The sequence below is a fragment of the Dactylosporangium sp. CA-139066 genome, assembly GCF_050936175.1.
Classification (GTDB): Bacteria; Actinomycetota; Actinomycetes; order Mycobacteriales; family Micromonosporaceae; genus Dactylosporangium.
In genome coordinates, this window is sequence record NZ_JBNJNH010000001.1 from 7339545 (window position 1) to 7357198 (window position 17654).

The 17654-nt window shown below is 73.6% G+C and carries 13 protein-coding genes; 12 read left to right on the forward strand and 1 reads right to left on the reverse strand.

Translation table 11 applies throughout. From position 1 onward, the window contains the following. The first annotated feature begins 3 nt into the window (after positions 1-3). Positions 4-969 (forward strand): DUF1152 domain-containing protein, encoded by a 966-nt coding sequence (locus ACQEVU_RS33685; RefSeq protein ID WP_433330730.1) that lies wholly within the window; start codon positions 4-6, stop codon positions 967-969. Between the two features lie 158 nt (positions 970-1127). Here ACQEVU_RS33685 and ACQEVU_RS33690 read toward each other — a convergent pair whose 3' ends face one another. Next, positions 1128-2078, reverse strand: coding sequence for an LLM class flavin-dependent oxidoreductase (locus ACQEVU_RS33690; protein WP_433330732.1), 951 nt, complete (start codon positions 2076-2078; stop codon positions 1128-1130). 238 nt (positions 2079-2316) lie between these two features. Here ACQEVU_RS33690 and ACQEVU_RS33695 point away from each other — a divergent pair, with 238 nt between their 5' ends. From ACQEVU_RS33695 to ACQEVU_RS33745, 11 genes are all read left to right on the forward strand, one after another. Next, positions 2317-3087, forward strand: coding sequence for an electron transfer flavoprotein subunit beta/FixA family protein (locus tag ACQEVU_RS33695; RefSeq protein ID WP_433330734.1), 771 nt, complete (start codon positions 2317-2319; stop codon positions 3085-3087). After that, positions 3084-4112, forward strand: coding sequence for an electron transfer flavoprotein subunit alpha/FixB family protein (locus tag ACQEVU_RS33700; RefSeq protein ID WP_433330736.1), 1029 nt, complete (start codon positions 3084-3086; stop codon positions 4110-4112). Before ACQEVU_RS33695 ends, ACQEVU_RS33700 begins: the two co-directional genes overlap by 4 nt. After that, complete coding sequence (locus ACQEVU_RS33705) at positions 4109-6223, forward strand: (Fe-S)-binding protein (RefSeq protein WP_433330738.1); 2115 nt, start codon at positions 4109-4111, stop codon at positions 6221-6223. The genes ACQEVU_RS33700 and ACQEVU_RS33705 overlap by 4 nt, the downstream gene beginning before the upstream one ends. Positions 6224-6690: 467 nt before the next feature. Next, on the forward strand, positions 6691-7743 hold the full coding sequence (locus tag ACQEVU_RS33710) for a trypsin-like peptidase domain-containing protein (protein WP_433330740.1): 1053 nt from the start codon (positions 6691-6693) through the stop codon (positions 7741-7743). Positions 7744-7885: 142 nt separating this feature from the next. Then, the gene (locus ACQEVU_RS33715; protein ID WP_433330742.1) at positions 7886-9394 is read left to right on the forward strand and encodes a phytoene desaturase family protein; all 1509 of its coding nucleotides are present in this window, start codon (positions 7886-7888) and stop codon (positions 9392-9394) included. After that, entirely contained in the window at positions 9391-10203 is an 813-nt protein-coding gene (locus ACQEVU_RS33720; protein ID WP_433330744.1) for a fatty acid desaturase, read from the forward strand. The genes ACQEVU_RS33715 and ACQEVU_RS33720 overlap by 4 nt, the downstream gene beginning before the upstream one ends. 18 nt (positions 10204-10221) lie before the next feature. Then, complete coding sequence (locus ACQEVU_RS33725) at positions 10222-10833, forward strand: TetR family transcriptional regulator (RefSeq protein ID WP_433330746.1); 612 nt, start codon at positions 10222-10224, stop codon at positions 10831-10833. Positions 10834-11121: 288 nt separating this feature from the next. Beyond that, positions 11122-14478 (forward strand): S8 family serine peptidase, encoded by a 3357-nt coding sequence (locus ACQEVU_RS33730; RefSeq protein ID WP_433330748.1) that lies wholly within the window; start codon positions 11122-11124, stop codon positions 14476-14478. Positions 14479-14654: 176 nt separating this feature from the next. Next, the gene (locus ACQEVU_RS33735) at positions 14655-15188 is read left to right on the forward strand and encodes a hypothetical protein (protein ID WP_433330750.1); all 534 of its coding nucleotides are present in this window, start codon (positions 14655-14657) and stop codon (positions 15186-15188) included. 13 nt (positions 15189-15201) lie between these two features. After that, on the forward strand, positions 15202-16227 hold the full coding sequence (locus ACQEVU_RS33740) for a hypothetical protein (RefSeq protein ID WP_433330752.1): 1026 nt from the start codon (positions 15202-15204) through the stop codon (positions 16225-16227). Beyond that, positions 16224-17555 carry a Dyp-type peroxidase gene (locus tag ACQEVU_RS33745; RefSeq protein ID WP_433330754.1) on the forward strand — a complete coding sequence of 444 codons (1332 nt, stop codon included), beginning with the start codon at positions 16224-16226 and terminating at the stop codon, positions 17553-17555. Before ACQEVU_RS33740 ends, ACQEVU_RS33745 begins: the two co-directional genes overlap by 4 nt. Positions 17556-17654: the final 99 nt, after the last annotated feature.

Here is a 17654-nt window from a genome sequence, read left to right on the forward strand (position 1 = left end):
GGGGTGACGTCGTTCTCGCTCGCCGTCCCGCCGCTGTTCGCCGCGCTGGCCCCGGCCCGCAGCATCCTGATCGCCGGCGCCGGCGGGGGCTTCGACGTGTACGCCGGCCTGCCCTTGGCGCTCGCCCTGTGGCGCCGCGGCGTGCGGGTGCACCTGGCCAGCCTGTCGTTCTCCGAGCTGGAGCTGGTCGGCCGGGACGCGTGGGCGGCCGAGCACGTCGTGGCGGTGCGGCCGGACACGACCAGCCCCGACTGGTACTTCCCGGAGGGCACCCTCGCCCGCTGGCTCGCCGCGCACGACCTGCCCTCGACCGTGTACGCCTTCCCGCCGCTGGGCGTGCAGCCGCTGCGCGACGCCTACCGGTACCTCGTCGAGCACCTGGACGTCGACGCGATCGTGCTCGTCGACGGCGGCACCGACGTGCTGCTGCGCGGCGACGAGAGCGACCTCGGCACCCCGGCCGAGGACATCACGAGCCTCGCCGCCGTGGCCCCGCTCGACGTGCCGGTCAAGCTGGTCGTCAGCCTCGGCTTCGGCATCGACGCCTATGACGGCGTCAACCACGTGCAGGTGCTGGAGAACCTGGCCGCGCTCGACCGCGAGGGCGGCTATCTCGGGGCGCTGTCCATCCCCGGCTCCAGCCCGGAGGCGCGGCTCTACCGCGACGCGGTCGCCGACGCCCAGGCCGCCACCCCGGACCGGCCGAGCATCGTCCACGGGCAGATCGCCGCGGCCACCGGGGGCGCCTTCGGCGATGTGCGCTTCAGCCGGCGTACGAGCGGCGGGCAGTTGTTCGTCAACCCGCTCATGGCGATCTACTTCACCGTCGACCTCGCCAAGCTCGCCGCCCGCTGCCTCTACGTGGACCGCATCGAGCACACGATCGGCCGGCGGCAGGTGATCGGGCGCATCAAGGCGTTCCGCGACGAGCTGCCCCGCGCCCGCGTCCCGCGCGCCTTTCCGCACTAGCGTCTTTCATCACTGGGGTGGGTGCGAGGCCGAGCCAGATTTCGTCTGGCGGTGGCCCGCGCAAGCCTGGCTACCGGTGTTGTAACCCGGCTTTCGCGGGACACCGCCAGGCGGAATCCGGGCCGGCCGCCGCCTCCGCCTCAGTGATGAAGCAGGCGCTAGGCCCCGGGCAGCGCCCGGGCCAGGCGGGGCAGCGCGTCGAGGGCGTCGGGCTCGGCCGGGATCAGCACGACGCTCGTGGCGCCGGCGGCGTGCCGGGCGGCGATGCGGGCCCGCACCTCGTCCGGCGTCCCGGCCAGCGACAGCTCCCGGACCCACGCGTCGGGCATCGTGGCCGCGAACGCGTCGCGGTCCGCCGCCGCCGCGCGGTGCCGCGCCAGGTCGGCCGCGAAGGGCAGCGCGGCCAGGTGCGGCGCCCAGTCCGGCTCGCCGATCCAGGCCAGGCCGGGCCGCACCCGGTCGCGGGCGGCCGGCCCGTCGTCGCCGATGACCGCGGCGTCGTAGGTGATGACCTCCGGCGACGGCGACGCGAGGCGTTCGAGCGCGGCCGCGACGTAGGGCGGCGCGGACGGCTCGGCCAGCAGCACCCCCTCCGCGAACCGGCCGGCGACGGCGATCGACTTCGGGCCGCGCACGCCGAGCACGACCGGCGGCACCACGTGCGGGGTCTCGGCGAGGACCACGCCCTCGACGTCGACGTACCGCCCGGCCGCCGGCCCGGGCTCGCCGCGGATGAGGGCGCGCACCGCGACCGTGTACTCCCGCAGCAGGGTGAGGGGGCTGGCCGGCCGGACGCCGACCTGCCGCATCCAGTCCCGCATGCCGTGGCCGATGCCCGCGATCAGCCGGCCCGGGAACAGCTGCGCGAGCGTCGCGAGCTCCATCGCGGCGAACGCGGCGTTGCGCGCCCCGGCCGGCAGGATCCCGATGCCCACCACGATCCGCGACGTGGCCGCCAGCACGGCGCCGGCCTGCGCCACGCCGCCGCGGAAGCCCAGGTCCTCCACGACCCACAGCTCGTCGAACCCGAGCCGCTCCGCCTCCCGGGCGAAGGCCAGCACCCGGCCGGCGGGCAGGTCCCGCGGGAGCATCACCCCGATACGCGCCATGCTCACATCCTGGCGCACACATCCCGGCCTACGCGGGCGGGTCGTCGATGTGGATGGCGTCGACGACGAGGTGGCGGCGCAGCTCCTCGCGGTAGCCGTTGCCGCCGCTGGAGTCGGTGCCCCAGGTGATCGACGCGCCGAACGATGTCGATCAATGCCGAGGGCTTCTCGGCGGATCGACGGCCGCCTAAACTCTCGTTCAGGTTCGGACGCTGACGCGAGCGGAGGACTGGCCCGGATGAGGATCGTGGTGCTGGTCAAGCACGTGCCGGCGGCGCGGGCGTTCGGGGCCGACGGCATGCTGCGCCGCGTCGGGCCCGGCCGGCTCAACGAGGCCGACGAGTACGCCGTCGACCAGGCGCTGCGCATCGCCCGCCGGCGCCGCGACGTGCAGATCACCGCGGTGACGATGGGGCCGGCCCCGGCCGCCGGGGCCCTGCGCCGGGCGCTGGTCCTCGGCGCCGACGACGCCGTGCACGTGCGCGACGAGCGGCTGCGCGGGTGCGACGCCCTGGCCACCGGCCGGGTGCTCGCCGCGGCCGCCGGCCGGCTCGGGTTCGACCTCGTGCTGTGCGGCACGGCCTCGGCCGACTCGGGCATGGGCGCGGTGCCGGCGATGGTCGCCGAGTTCCTCGGCGTGCCCGCCCTGTGCTTCGCCGACGCGCTGCGGGTGCGCGAGCGCCGGGTCGAGATCGGCCGCGACGACGGCGGCGGGCTCGAGGGCTTCGCCGCGGCGCTGCCGGTCGTCGTGTCGGTCACCGAGCGCTGCGGCGAGCCGGGCCAGCGCGCCTGGACGGCCGGCGCCGAGGCCGCGCACAAGCTCGTGCGCACGTGGACGCTCGACGACCTCGGCGTCGCCCCGGGCGAGGTGGGCCGGGCGGCCGCGACGACCGTCGTGCGGGCCGTCACCCCGGGCGGCGGCGGCCGTGATCACCGGCTGCTCGCCGGCGACCCGGCGGCCGTCGCGGCCGGCCTCGCCGACTTTCTCGAGGACCGGCAGTTCGTGTGAGGCCCGTGCTGGTGCTCGCGGAGCGCGACGCGGCGGCCGGCGCCGTGTGCCGTTCGACGTGCGCCCTGCTCACCCTGGCCCGCCGGCTCGGCGCGCCCGCCGCGGTCCTCGACGCCCCCGCCGACCCGGCCGCGGTGGCGCTGCTGGGCCGCTTCGGCGCCGACACGGTCTGGACCGGCGCCGCCGACGGCGGCTACCCGGCCGCGGCCCGCCTCGACCTGCTCGACCGGCTCACCCGGCGGCTGAACCCGGCGGCCGTGCTGCTGGCGTCCAACCGGGTCGGCCGTGAGGTCGCCGCCCGGCTGGCCGTGCGGCTGCGCGCCGGGCTGCTCGGCGACATCGTCGACGTGCGGGCCGAGCCGGGCGGGCCGGTCGCGGTGCAGTCGGTGCTCGGCGGGGCCTACGTGGTCGAGTCGGTGGTGGTGCGCGGCACCCCGGTGCTCGTGGTGCGCACCGAGGCGGTCGCGCCGGCGGCGGTCCCCGCCGGCCCGGCCCCGGCGGGTCCGCCGGTCGTGCGCCGGCTGGCCGGCGCCGCACCGCGCGGCCGGCGGGTGCGCCGCGTCGCCCGGCCCGAAGGCCTCACCGAGGCCGCGGCAGCGGGCCCGCGCGACCTGGCCACCGCCGCGGTCGTCGTCGCCGGCGGGCACGGCCTGGGCTCGCGGCAGGCGTTCGGCCTGGTCGGGCAGCTCGCCGACGCGCTGGGCGGGGCCGCCGGCGGCTCGCACACCGCGACCGAGCTCGGCTGGTGCCCGCGCGGGGCCCGCATCGACCAGCTCGGCACGATCGTGCACCCCCGGCTGTACCTGGCGCTGGGCATCTCCGGCTCGGTGCGCCACCGGGCGGCGATGCAGCACGCCGAGACGATCGTCGCGATCGACCGCGACCCGGCCGCCCCCATCTTCGCCATCGCCGACCTCGGCGTCGTCGGCGACGTGCGCCGGGTCGTGCCGGAACTGCTCGCGGAGATCCGCCGCCGCCGGGCCCGCCCCGCCATCCCCGACCACGAACCCCCGGAGGACCGATGATCCTGCGACTGGTGCTCGGCCTGGCCATGACGGCGGCGGCGTTCGCCCTCGCCGGCCGGCGCGTGTGGACCCTCTACCGGATCGCCCGCACGGGCCAGCCCGCCGAGCCGGAGCGGACCCGCGGGCTCGGCCCCCGCCTGCGGGCGATCGCGACCGAGGTGCTCGGCCAGCGCAAGCTGCTCAGGTGGAGCGTCCCCGGCCTCGCCCACTTCGCGGTCTTCTGGGGGTTCGTCATCCTGGGCGCGACCATCGTCGAGGGCTACGGCGCCCTGTTCGACCGCGACTTCCACATTCCCCTCATCGGTACGCAGGCGTGGCTGGGCTTCATCGAGGACCTCTTCGTCGTCGCGGTCCTCGCCGGGTTGGCCGTGTTCGCCGCGATCCGCCTGCGGCACCGGCCGGCCGGCGAGGGGCGGCGGTCGCGGTTCTTCGGCTCGCATCTCGGCGCCGCCTGGCTCGTCCTGTTCATGATCTTCAACGTGATGTGGACGCTGCTGCTGTTCCGCGGCGCGCAGGTCAACACCGGCACGTTCCCGTACCGGCACGGCGCCTTCGCCTCCGCGGCCGCCGGGCGCCTGCTCGCCCCGCTCGGGACCGGCGCCAACGAGGTCCTCGAGACCGTCGGCGTGCTGCTGTCCCTCGGCGTCGTGCTCACGTTCCTCGTCATCGTCGTGCACTCCAAGCACCTGCACATCGGCCTCGCCCCGCTCAACGTGCTGTTCTCCCGCCGGCCCCGGGCGCTCGGGCCGCTGCTGCCGGTGCACTCCGGCGGCGTACCCGTCGACTTCGAGGACCCCGGCGAGGACGACCGGATCGGCCGGGGCGCCATCGAGGACTTCACCTGGAAGGGCCTGCTGGACTTCGGCACGTGCACCGAGTGCGGCCGCTGCCAGTCGCAGTGCCCGGCGTGGCACACCGACAAGCCGCTCAACCCCAAGCTCGTCATCATGGGCCTGCGCGACCACGCGCTGGCCAAGGCGCCCTACCTGCTGGCCGGCTCGGACGAGGCCCGCGCCGCCCTGCCGGCCGACGTGCTCGCCGAGGCCGGGCGGCCGCTCGTCGGGCCGGCCGAGGACGGCGGCGTCATCGACCCGGACGTGCTGTGGTCGTGCGTGACCTGCGGCGCCTGCGTCGAGCAGTGCCCGGTCGACATCGAGCACGTCGACCACATCGTCGACATGCGCCGCCACCAGGTCCTCATCGAGTCGAGCTTCCCGAAGGAGGCCAACGTCCTGCTGCGCAACCTCGAGCGGGCCGGCGACCCGTGGGGCCGCGGCGCGAAGGCCCGCCTCGAGTGGACGGCCGGGCTGCCGTTCCCGGTCCGGGTGCTGGAGGGCGGGCGGCTGCCGGACGACGTCGAGTACCTGTTCTGGGTCGGCTGCGCGGGCGCCCTCGACGAGAACGCCAAGCGCACCACCCGCGCCGTGGCCGAGCTGCTGCACACCGCCGACGTGCCGTTCATGGTCCTGGGCGGCGCCGAGACCTGCACCGGCGACGCCGCCCGCCGCCTCGGCCAGGAGCTGCTGTTCCAGGAGCTCGGCAAGAGCAACGTCGAGACGCTCGACGCGGCCGGCGCGAAGAAGATCGTGGTCACCTGCGCGCACTGCTTCAACACCATCGCCAACGAGTACCCGCAGCTGGGCGGCGACTACGAGGTCGTGCACCACACCCAGCTGCTGTCCCGCCTCGTCGCCGAGGGCCGGCTGCGCCCGGCGCACCCGGTCGACGCCGCCGTCACCTACCACGACCCGTGCTACCTCGGCCGGCACAACCGCGTCTTCAGCCCGCCGCGGGACCTCATCGGCGCGGTGCCGGGGGTGACGTACACCGAGATGGAACGCAGCCGGGAGACGTCCTTCTGCTGCGGCGCCGGCGGCGCCCGGATGTGGCTGGAGGAGCGCATCGGCACCCGGATCAACGAGGCCCGTACCGACCAGGCGCTGGGCACCGGCGCCGAGGTGGTGGCGGCCGCCTGCCCCTTCTGCATCGCGATGCTCACCGACGGCGTGGCCACCCGCAAGCAGCAGGACCGGGCCGGCGAGCAGGTGCGCGTGGCGGACGTGTCGGACCTGCTCCTGCGCTCGGTCCGGGGCCCGGCCGACGCCGGGTGATTTCGCCCTTTTGACCGTGCGTTCGCCATCTGAAACGGGGCGGCGGTGGGAGCGCGGCCGATCGTAGAGTTCCGCCCAAGCAAGAGAGCGCTCTCTCGCACGATCAGCACGCCGCCGACCGCCGACCGCAGCGCCGCGGTTGCCCATAGGTCGGTGCGGTGCGTCGCGACCCACCACACTTCGACTGCGGGGGAACCACTTGCGAACACATCTGCGTCCCGCCCTGCCCGCCCTGGTCGCGCTGGCCGTCATCGGCAGCCTCCAGGTGGCCGGCCCGGCCGCGGCCGCCCCGGCCAAGGACCCGAACCGGCACCGCAGCGGCCTGGCGCTGCTGCCGCCGGCCGACAAGAGCGCCCCGAAACCGCTGCCGGAGCCCACCGCGCAGCTGCTCAGCGACGCCGCTCACCTGGCCGAGCAGAACCCGGCCGACTTTCTCCTACCCGTGGCTGGACGACACGACCGGCGAGGTGGTGCTGGACACGACCACCGCCCGGGGCCGCGACGCCGTCACCGGCTGGAAGCCCGGCCAGCGCTCCGCCGGCGCCCGCCAGCGGCAGCGGACGGTGAAGGCCAGCCGGGCCACGTTCGACCGGCTGCGCGCCGACATCACCACGCTGACCTCGGCGAAGCTGCCGGGCCAGGAGCACATCACCGCCGTCACCCCGGACGGCGCGAACAACCGGCTCATCCTCGACGTCGACCGGCTCGACGACGGGCTGCTCGACGGGCTCGCCGCACGGTACGGCACCGAGCTCATCGCGGTGCGCTACGAGCAGCCCACCGACCGCGGCCGGCTGCAGGCCCGCGAGAACGACACGTCCGGCGGCCTCGGCTTCTACGGCGGGGCCAACCTGCAGGGCACCAACACCGGCTCGGGGTGCACGTCCGGGTTCTCCTGGTACTCGGGCACGACCAACTACATGCTCACCGCCGGACACTGCTTCCACTCCGGCGGCGGCGCCTGGACCCCGGCGGAGAACATGGGGTTCGTGACCCCGGGCAGCCGGGAGAACTGGCTGTCGGGCACCGGCACCCAGTTCTTCACCGGCCAGAGCACCTACTACGGCGACCTGGCCCTCGTTGAGCTGAGCAACGGCCGGCACTCCGCCGGCAAGATCTACAGCGGCGGGCAGAACTCCACCAGCTCCCGCACGGTGGCGGAGATGTGGAGCCGCTCGCCGGCCCGCGGCGACCAGTTCTGCAGCGGCGGGCGCCTGTCCGGCGAGCAGTGCGGCTGGGTCGTGCAGCAGACCGGGTTCGACTACCGGCTCAGCACCGGCGAGTGGGTCCGCACCACCACCGCGGCCTACAAGTACTCGGGCACGTGCAGCATCCCCGGCGACTCCGGCGGCCCCGTCTACACCATCCGCGGCGACGGCGCCGTGGCCGCGAAGGGCATCTGGAGCTGGGGCGGTGGCGGCGTCAACGGCAGCGGCACCTCGCTGATCCCGTGCAGCGGCGGCTTCACCGACATCTGGTTCGCCTACTACGGCCTGCCGGGCTTCCTGCGCACCGGCTGATCCACCGGCGAACGACGACCGGCAGGAGCGCGCGCGAACACGACTGATCCCGGTCGTCGCGACGCTCCTGCCGGCCGTCGCGCACGTAGTCACCGCGATCGACGTCTTGTCACGGCGCTCGCGCGTGCCGTAGTTTGAACACATGTTCAGAACTGACGTTCAGAACACCCTCTTCGATGTCGCCGTCGTCGGCGGCGGGCTCGCCGGGCTGGCCACGGCGATGCGCCTGCAGGCCGGCGGGCTCCGCACGGTCGTGCTCGAGGCGCACGGCCACGCCGGCGGGTGCGCCGGCTACTACCGCCGCCGCGGCTTCTCCTTCGACGTCGGCGCGACCACCCTCGTCGACTTCGAGCCCGGCGGGGTCGGCGCCGAACTGTTCGGCGCCACGGGCCTGCCCGCCCCGCCGGCCGAGCCGCTGCCCGGCTACGTGGCCTGGCTGCCCGACCGCACCGTCGTGCTGCACCGCGACCAGGGAGCCTGGCGCGCCGAGCGGCTGCGCAAGCTCGGCGACAGCCCGGCCCACCGCGCGTTCTGGGGCCGGCTCGACCGGCTCGCCGAGGCGTTCTGGCGGGCCAGCCGCGCCGGGGTGCGGATGCCGATGCGCGGCCTCGCCGACGTCGTGCACAACGGGCGGATCGTGCGCCCGCGCGACCTCGCGCTGGCCCGCCACCTCAACGACACGCTCGGCGGCGCGCTGCGCCGGCACGGGCTGCGCGGCGACGACCCGCTCGTCGGGCTGCTGTCGATGCTCGTCGAGGACACCGTGCACAGCACCGTCGACCGCGCGCCGCTCATCAACGCCGCGCTCGGCATCACGATCCGCGGGGCCGGCCTGAGCCGGGCCGCCGGCGGCATGCGCGGCTTCTGGCAGGCGGTCACAAAGCACTACAAAAGCCAGGGCGGCCGCCTGTACTGCGGGTGGCGCGCGACGGCCGTCGCCGGGCGCGACGGCGACTTCCTCGTCCGCGGCGCCCGCGGCAGCGTGCGCGCCCGGCAGGTCGTCAGCGCGCTGCCGGTCGCCACCACCGCCGCGCTCGCCGACGTGCCCGGCGTGCGGGCCGCGCTGGAGCCGTTCGTGCGCCGCGACGCCGGCGAGCAGGGCGGGGCCGTGGTGGTGTTCCTCGGCGTGCCCGAGGACGAGGTCGACGGGCCGGCGTTCACCCACCACCAGCTGCTGCGCTCCTACCGCGAGCCGCTCGGCGACGGCAACAACATGTTCGTCTCCGTCTCCTCCCCCGGCGACACCGCCAGCGCGCCGCCCGGCCACCGGGCCGTCATGCTGTCCACCCACACCGAGCTCGCGAGCTGGGAGGACCTCGACGACGCCGGGCACGCCGAGCGGCGCGACAAGGTCGCCGAAATCATGATCGAGGAGGCCCGGCGGGTGTACCCCCGGCTGGCCGGACGGCCCGTCGTGCGCGAGGTCGGCACGCCGCGGGCGTACGCGCGCTACACCTCCCGCCCCCGCGGTGCGGTCGGCGGGGTACGGCAGAGCCCGGCCAACGCCAACCAGCACGCCGTCCCGCACGACATCGGCGTGCCCGGGTTCTGGGTCGTCGGCGACTCGACGTGGCCCGGCCTGGGCACCGTCGCCTGCGTGCTCGGCAGCCGCATCGTCGCCGAGCGGGTGCTGCGGCGGAGGCGCGCATGAGGACCGCGGAGCGGCCCGCGCTGGCCGACCTCGGCCCCGACCTGCTGTCCACCGGCCGCGGGAGGCGGGCGCTGGCCCTGGCCCGGCCGGCGGGCGGGATCGCCCTGTACGCCGCCGTCAGCGCGGCCGCGGCGAGCCGTCCCTGGCTGTGGCTGCTCACGCCGGTCGTCGTCTTCGGCGTCTTCGTCGCGGTCGTCACCGTGACCCACGACGTGGTGCACCGCGCGATCGGGCTGGGCTCCCGCGGTACCGAATGGGCGCTCCTGTTCTGTGGACTGGCCCTGCTGGAGAGTGGGCACGCCTATCGCGCGACGCACCTGCAGCACCACCGGCGCTTCCCGCGCGACGACGACCCCGAGGGCTACCCGGCCAGGATCAGCGCCGCCGCCGCGGTGCTCTACGGGCCGGTCTTCCTGGCGAGGCTGTGGTGGTGGGCCTTCCGCCGCACCCGGACCGAGCGCGGCTGGCTGCTCGCCGAGGCCGCCGCGCTGCCGGTCGCCGCGACGGCCGGGGTGCTGCTGTGGCCCCATACGCCGGCGGTGCTCGCCTACGTCGTCATGGCCGTCGTCGGCAGCTGGGTGTACCCGCTGCTCACCGTCCACCTGCCGCACGACCGGCACGGCGACTCGCCGCTCACGCAGACCCGCACGCTGCGCGGCCGGATCGTGCCCGCCGTGTTCCTCGAGCTCACCTACCACCTGGAGCACCACCTGTACCCCCAGGTGCCGAGCCACCACCTCGCCGAGCTGGCCCGCCGGCTCGACCCGTTCCTGGCCGCCAACGGGGTCCGCCCGCGCCGCGTGCCGTGACGGCTAGTCTCGTCCCCGATGAACCGCAAAGCCGAGGCCCGCGACCGCATCCTGCGCGCCGCCATCGACACGCTCGCCGCCCAGGGGTTCGCCGCCGCGACGGCGCGCGCGATCGCGGTCACCGGGGGCTTCGCGCCCGGCGTCATCTACTACCACTTCGACGACCTCGACGACCTGTTCCTGGCGGCCATGCGCTACACCAGCGACCGGCGCATGGAGCGCTACGTCGAGCGCACCGCCGCCGCCACCGGCCCGTCCTCGCTGCTGCAGGCGCTGCGTGAGCTCTACGCCGAGGACGTGGCGACGGGCCACATCGGCGCGGTCCAGGAGCTGGTCGTCGGCGCCGCCGGCTCGGCCCGCCTGGCCGGGGGCGTCCGCGCCGAGATCGCGCGGTGGGAGGACTACGCGGAGACGCTGCTGCGCCGGCTCACCGCCGGCACCCCGCTCGAGGAGCTCATCCCGGCCCGGGCCGCCGCGACCGCCGTCATGGCCTTCTACCTCGGCCTCGAGATGATCACGCACCTCGACGGCGACCGGGCGCGGGGCGAGGCGCTGTTCGCCGCCGCCGAGCCCCTGGCCGCGCTGCTCGGCGTATTCCTGCCGGGCAAGAGCGGCCTGTCGGAAATGTGACAACGTGAAACGGGCCTATGCGGTCTGAGTGCACGCATCTCGATACGCAGCGTTGCCCTTGACATTGCCCTTTCCCAAAAACTGGCTGAATCAAGAACTTCCGTATCAGAGCGCCGCATGGCATGTTAGGCACCGGCGCGGCCACGGGATACGGGGCTCGCATCCGCGCTGGTCCAACCACCTCTACGCCGACCGTGCGTCCAGATCGGACATACGGATGTTCGGCGTACCCAAAACGAGGCGGCGTGGCCTCCCATCGAGCACCAAGGGTAACGAGAGGGGGAACGTATGAATCGACGGAGGTGGGTCCCCGCGGCGGCCGCCGCGGTGGCGATCCTGCCCATGCTCGTCGTGGGCCCGGCCGGGCCCGCCGGTGCGGCTCCGGCCGGAACCGGCAAGTTCAGCCTGGTCCAGTCGCTGTCGCCGTCGGGTTCGACGACGTCGGCCAAGACGGCGACCAGCAAGATGGCCCAGACCGACCCGGCGCTGCTGAACCGCAACGACAGCACGCCGATCTCGGTCGTGGTCAAGCTGGACTACGACTCGGTTGCGACCTATGACGGCAACGTGGCCGGATTCGCCGCGACCAGCCCGTCGGTGACCGGCCGGCCGCTGTCCCGCGGCCAGTCGGAGCAGAAGTACGAGCAGCGCATCGCCGGCATCGAGGACAAGGTGCTCGGCGAGGTCAGCAAGAAGGTGCCGAACGTCAAGGTCGGCCAGCGGCTGCGCACCGTCTACGGCGGCGTGGCCATGACCGTCCCGGCGAACTCCGTGGGCAAGCTCCTGTCGGTGCCCGGCGTCGTCGCGGTCCAGACGGACTCGGTCAACAAGGTGTCGACCGACGCCAGCTCGGACTTCATCGGCGCATCGGCTCTCTACCCGCAGCTGGGTGGCGCGCCGAACGCCGGCAAGGGCATCATCTTCGGCTCGCTCGACACCGGTGTCTGGCCTGAGCACCCGTCGTTCGCCGACAACGGCAACCTGTCCGCGCCGCCGGCGAAGGCCGACGGCACGCCACGGACGTGCGACTTCGGCGACAACCCGCTCACGCCGGCGACCGACGTGTTCACCTGCAACAAGAAGCTCATCGGTGGCCGCGCCTTCATGGCCACCTACAACGCCAACAACCCGCCCGAGGTGTACAGCACCGCGCGCGACTCCGGCGGCCACGGCACGCACACCGCCTCCACGGCGGCGGGCGACCCGGTCGCATCGGCGCCGATCTTCGGCGTCGACCGCGGGCCGATCAACGGCATCGCGCCCGGGGCGTGGGTCTCGGTGTACAAGGTCTGTGGCGTGAACGGCTGCTACAGCAGCGACTCGGCGGCGGCGGTGGCCCAGGCCATCCTCGACGGCGTCAAGGTCATCAACTTCTCCATCAGTGGCGGGTCCAGCCCGTACACCGACCCGGTGGAGCTGGCGTTCCTCGACGCGTACGCGGCCGGTGTCTTCGTGGCGGCGTCGGCCGGTAACTCCGGTCCGGGTGCGGCCACGACCGACCACGTCAGCCCGTGGGTCACCACGGTGGCGGCGTCGACGCAGAAGCGGGAGTTCGACTCGGCGCTGACCGTCAGGTCCACTGACGGCACGTCGGCGACGTTCACCGGCTCGTCGATCACCCAGGGTGCCGGTCCGGCCCCGGTGGTGCTCGCGTCGGCGGCACCGTACAACGACATCCTGTGCTCGCACCCCGCGCCTCCCGGCCTGTTCACCGGGAAGATCGTGGTGTGCCAGCGCGGCGGAACCGTGAACGGCGCGTCCATCGGCCGCGTCCAGAAGGGGTTCAACGTCAGCCAGGGTGGCGCCGCCGGCATGATCCTGTACAACCAGCCGCTCGCCGACACCGAGACGGACAACCACTTCCTGCCGACGGTGCACCTTGCCGACGGCACCGCGTTCCTGGCGTACGCGGGCGCCCACCCCGGCCTGACCGCCTCGTTCACGCAGGGCGTCAAGGCACAGGGTCCGGGCGATGTGATGGCCGCGTTCTCCTCGCGCGGCCCGGGCAGCCAGTTCATCAAGCCCGACATCGCCGCTCCCGGCGTGCAGATCCTGGCCGGCAACACGCCGACCCCGGACGAGATCGCCAGCGGGCCGTCCGGACAGTACTTCCAGGCGATCGCCGGCACGTCGATGGCCTCGCCGCACATCGCCGGCTCGGCGATCCTGCAGCGGGCCCTGCACCCGGACTGGACGCCGGGTCAGATCAAGTCGGCGCTCATGACCACCGCGACCACGGCCGTGGTCAAGGAGGACGGTCACACGCCGGCCGACCCGTTCGACTTCGGTGCCGGACGGGTGCAGGTGAACAAGGCGGCCAACCCCGGTCTGACGTTCGATGAGACCGCGGACCGCATGTTCACCCTCGGCAAGGACCCGGTCAACGGCGTACAGCTCAACACGCCGGCGATCGACGCCCCGGTGATGCCGGGCGCGATCACCGCGACCCGGGTCGCGAAGAACGTCTCGGGCAAGAACCAGGTGTACCGCGCGGAGTCCACGGCTCCGTCCGGCAGCTCGATCACCGTTTCACCGGCGCTGTTCTCCGTGAAGGCGGGCGCCACGGTCGAGCTGAAGATCACCATCAAGTCGAACGCGCCCACCGGGCAGTACTTCGGCGAGGTTCGGCTGGTGCCGGTCGGCGGCTCGCTGCCGACGCTGCACCTGCCGGTGGCGTTCGTGCCGAAGCAGGGCGGGATCACCGTGTCCCAGACCTGCAACCCGACGACGGTGAACTGGCTCGCGACCACCACGTGCACGGTCACCGCCGCCAACAACACGTTCACCGACACCACGGCCGACTTCGTCAGCACCCCGGGTGGTCTCAACACCCTGGTCACGTCGGCGAACGGCGCCACGGTGGTCAACGCGCTGCAGGTGGAGAAGAAGGGCGTCGCGCTCACCGGCGCGAAGCCCGGCATCCCCTCCATCGGCCCCGGCGAGAGCCCGGCCGGCGGCTACCTGCCGCTCGACCTGTTCGGCGGCACCATCGTCACGCCGATCGGTGACGAGCAGCAGACGAAGTACAACGTGCCGCCGTTCGTGTACAACGGGGTGACCTACAGCTCGGTCGCGGTCGACAGCAACGGCTACCTGATCCCGGGTGGCAGCGGCGCCTCGACCGACAACCAGTGCTGCGACATCCCCGACATCCCCAACCCGGCACCGCCGAACAACATCCTGGCACCGTTCTGGACGGACCTGGACGGCAGTGGAGCGCAGGGCCTCATGGTCAACGTGCTCACGGACGGGGTGCACAACTGGACCGTCATCGAGTGGCGGGTCAACGTGTACGGCACGACCAGCGTGCGGAAGTTCCAGGTCTGGCTCGGTGACAACGGCGTGCAGGACATCTCCTTCACGTACGACCCGGCGACCCTGGCCCCGCCGTTGGGTCAGCCGTTCCGGATCGGCGCGGAGAACTCGGCCGGCACCGGCGGCGGCCAGCTGCCCGTCGGCACGGTTCCCGCGGGCGACCTCGTGGTGACGAGCACCGCCCCGGAGGCGGGCGCCACGGTGTCGTACACCTACACCATGATCGGGATCCTTCCCGGTTCGACGTCGGCCAAGACGTCGATGGTCAGTCCGATCGTGCCCGGCACGACCGTGGTCAGCACACCGCTGACCGTGACGAACCACAGGTAACGACGGCACCACCGCAACACCGGCGGCCGGTCCCCAGCAGGGGGCCGGCCGTTCGGCTGTGAGCGGGCGCCCCGGCTCCCGGCGGCGGGCGTCATGGATCTCGTCCGTGGCGGGTGAGGACGCGGCGGTCCTTCCTTTGCAACGTGGAGCGGGGTATCTACTCGTAGGAGAGCCGGATGCACATCACGCCCGAGGCCGCCGTCCTGCCGGCGGACACCAGCCGGCTGCCGCAGGGAAGGTACGGTCCGGTGTTTCCGCGGACGCCGGCGTGTTACGGGTTCACGGTCATCGCGACGGTCAAGCCCGGCCGCGCGGACGCGGTACGCGGCTACGGGCAGACGCTGGCCAAGGCGCTGGAGGCGGAGCCGCAGCTGCTCGCGCCGTTGAAGCTGCACTACCTGCGGTGGGTGCTGTTCGACAACGACACGCGGTTCATGTACCAGGGAATCTTCGACACCGACTTCGACAAGTACACCGAGGACGCCATCGCCTTGTTCATCAAGGCCGGCGTGGCCACGGTGTTCGAGAACCTCGAGGGCTTCCCCGACGACTGGCGCACGAATCCGGAGGCGTTCGTCAGGTTCGTGCGGGAGCACCAGTGCCCGAGCTTCATGGAGTACGGCGAGTACCCGTACGTGACGGCGGACGAGATCAAGCGGGCCCTGCAGCTCAAGGACGCCTTCTCCGCCATGCTGGACCAGCTGCAGTGACGCCGGAGTGTTGATGGACCCGTCGGCCACCGCCCGGACGTACAACCAGCGCCACCGGCCCCGCCCGGCCACGCCGGGACGCCGGGTGAGCATCTACGTGGCCTGGAGCTACCCGGCCGAGGCGGCCCGCGACCCGGCCGGGCTCGACAACCGGTACTCGACCATGACCGAGGTCCGCCGCGTGGCGTGGCCGGCGTACGAGGACCCGAGGTGGTCCGATCCGGCCCGGTACCTGCAGGGCGTCGCCGGCTCGCTGGAGCTGTTCTTCCTGGCCTGGGAGCCGTTCCAGCAGTACGCCGCCGAGGTCACCGGCCATCCCGTCCCGGTGTATCAGCGCGTCGACCAGGCGGGCGTCACCGCCCCGCTCGATGAGCGGGTGCTCGCCGACACCGACGTGCTGCTCGTCTTCGGCCTGGACCACATGGTGACCGGCCAGGAGGCCACCGATGCCGAGATCGGGGCGCTGCGGCAGTTCCTGACCCGGCCCGAGGCCCGGCTGGTACTGGGCCCGCACCACGATGTCGGCGCAACTGACGATCTGGCCCGCCGGGATGTGGAGCATCACCACCACGCCGACCCGCTGGTGCCCCGCCAGCAACGGTTCGGCCGGTACACGCGCTCCGTCATGGCCGGGCTCGGCGTGCCGGTCGAGAACCGGTGGGGCCTGCGGCCCGCGGCCCGCGACGACGGGGGCATCGCCCCGCTGGCCGTTGACGCCGATCTCGACGAGCCGGGCTGGCTGGACGGCGTCACCGGCTTCAACTTCCACCAGCACCTGCCACACTACGCCGTGACGACGACCGAGCCCGGCGACGTGCGCGTGCTCGCGCGGCAACCGATCGACACCTCGCGGCCGCATCCGTTCATCGAAGCCGGCAACAGCCACTTCAACGCGCTGCTGTGGATGCCACCACGCGGCGAACGGGCCGCCGACGTCCTCGTCGCCGACTCGACGATCTTCAGTACGCTGTTCGGCGTCGACGACAGTGTGCGCCGGTTCTGGCACAACCTCGTCACCGACCCGCCAGGGCGGCGATGAACACCACCGCCGCGCGGCTGGAGCTGCGCGACATCCAGCGCGGGGTGCTCAGCCCCCGTCCCACGCCGTACGCCGCGACATACCTGCTGTTCCGCATCGACGACCCGGCCGACGGCCGGCAGCTCATGCGGCGCGCGGCCGGGGTCGTGACCTCGGCCGCGGACGAGGCGAGCGCCCTGGGCGACACGTCGGTCAGCGTCGCGGTCACCTACCACGGGCTGCGCACGCTCGGCCTGCCGCAGCGGTCGCTCGACACGTTCGCGTGGGAGTTCCGCCAGGGGATGGCCGCCCGGCACGCCGCGCTCGGCGACACCGCCGACAGCGCCCCCGAACGCTGGGAACCGCCGCTGGGTTCGCCGGACGTCCACGTCGCCGTGACCGTCGTGGCCCCCGACCGCGGCCTCCTCGACGCGGCGATCGACCGCGCCCGCCCGGCCTACGCCACCCTGCCCGGCGTGACGGCGATCTGGCGCCAGGAGTGCCATGCGCTGACGAGCGAGACCGAACCGTTCGGCTACCGCGACGGCGTCAGCCACCCGGCCGTCAAGGGCAGCGGCATCCCGGGCTCCAACCCGCTCGAGCCGCCCCTCGAACCCGGCGAGTTCGTCCTGGGCTACCCCGACGAGCTCGGCGGCACCCAGCGCATCCAGCCGGAGATCCTCGGCCGCAACGGCAGTTACGTGGCCTTCCGCAAACTCCACCAGCGCGTCGCGGCGTTCCGCCGGTACCTCGCCGAGCACGCCACGACACCCGGCGACGAGGCGATGCTGGCCGCCAAGCTCATGGGTCGCTGGCGCAGCGGGGCCCCGCTCGCGCTCAGCCCGCACCGCGACGACCCCGCCCTCGGCGCCGACCCGCACCGGCGCAACGCCTTCGGCTACGCCGACGACCCCACCGGGTACGTGACGCCCGGCGGCAGCCACATCCGCCGCACCAACCCTCGCGACGCCGCCGTCGCCGGCGAGCCACGACTGCACCGGATGATCCGCCGCGGTACCGTCTACGGCCCGCCGCTGCCCGACGGGGTGCTCGACGACGACGGCGCCGACCGCGGCATCATGTTCGCCTTCGTGGGCGCGCACCTGGGGCGGCAGTTCGAGTTCGTCCAGTCCGAGTGGATCAACGACGGCGTGTTCTTCGGCGCCGGCGGCGCACGCGACCCGATCGCCGGCCGGCACTCGCCCGAACACGCCGGTTACACCATCCCGCGACGCCCGCTGCGCCGGCGCCTGGAAGGTCTCCCGCAGTTCGTCGTCACCCGCGGCGGCGAGTACTGCTTCATGCCGGGGCTGCGCGCCCTGCGATGGCTCGGCGACCAGGCCGCCTGACCATCGGACTGCCGAACCGCCCCCGATCGACGGGCAGGGCGCGTTTTCTAGGGGGTACGCCCCGTATCCGTATCGATGCCGGATGGGAGACCATCGAGC

Bases quoted from the DNA above. Each gene is read 5' to 3' on its own strand.
- ACQEVU_RS33720 (WP_433330744.1), top strand. From the start codon at position 9,391: ATGAGGACCGCGGAGCGGCCCGCGCTGGCCGACCTCGGCCCCGACCTG.
- ACQEVU_RS33690 (WP_433330732.1), bottom strand. From the start codon at position 2,078: ATGGCGCGTATCGGGGTGATGCTCCCGCGGGACCTGCCCGCCGGCCGG.
- ACQEVU_RS33695 (WP_433330734.1), top strand. From the start codon at position 2,317: ATGAGGATCGTGGTGCTGGTCAAGCACGTGCCGGCGGCGCGGGCGTTC.
- ACQEVU_RS33740 (WP_433330752.1), top strand. From the start codon at position 15,202: ATGGACCCGTCGGCCACCGCCCGGACGTACAACCAGCGCCACCGGCCC.
- ACQEVU_RS33715 (WP_433330742.1), top strand. From the start codon at position 7,886: ATGTTCAGAACTGACGTTCAGAACACCCTCTTCGATGTCGCCGTCGTC.
- ACQEVU_RS33745 (WP_433330754.1), top strand. From the start codon at position 16,224: ATGAACACCACCGCCGCGCGGCTGGAGCTGCGCGACATCCAGCGCGGG.
- ACQEVU_RS33735 (WP_433330750.1), top strand. From the start codon at position 14,655: ATGCACATCACGCCCGAGGCCGCCGTCCTGCCGGCGGACACCAGCCGG.
- ACQEVU_RS33725 (WP_433330746.1), top strand. From the start codon at position 10,222: ATGAACCGCAAAGCCGAGGCCCGCGACCGCATCCTGCGCGCCGCCATC.
- ACQEVU_RS33705 (WP_433330738.1), top strand. From the start codon at position 4,109: ATGATCCTGCGACTGGTGCTCGGCCTGGCCATGACGGCGGCGGCGTTC.
- ACQEVU_RS33730 (WP_433330748.1), top strand. From the start codon at position 11,122: ATGAATCGACGGAGGTGGGTCCCCGCGGCGGCCGCCGCGGTGGCGATC.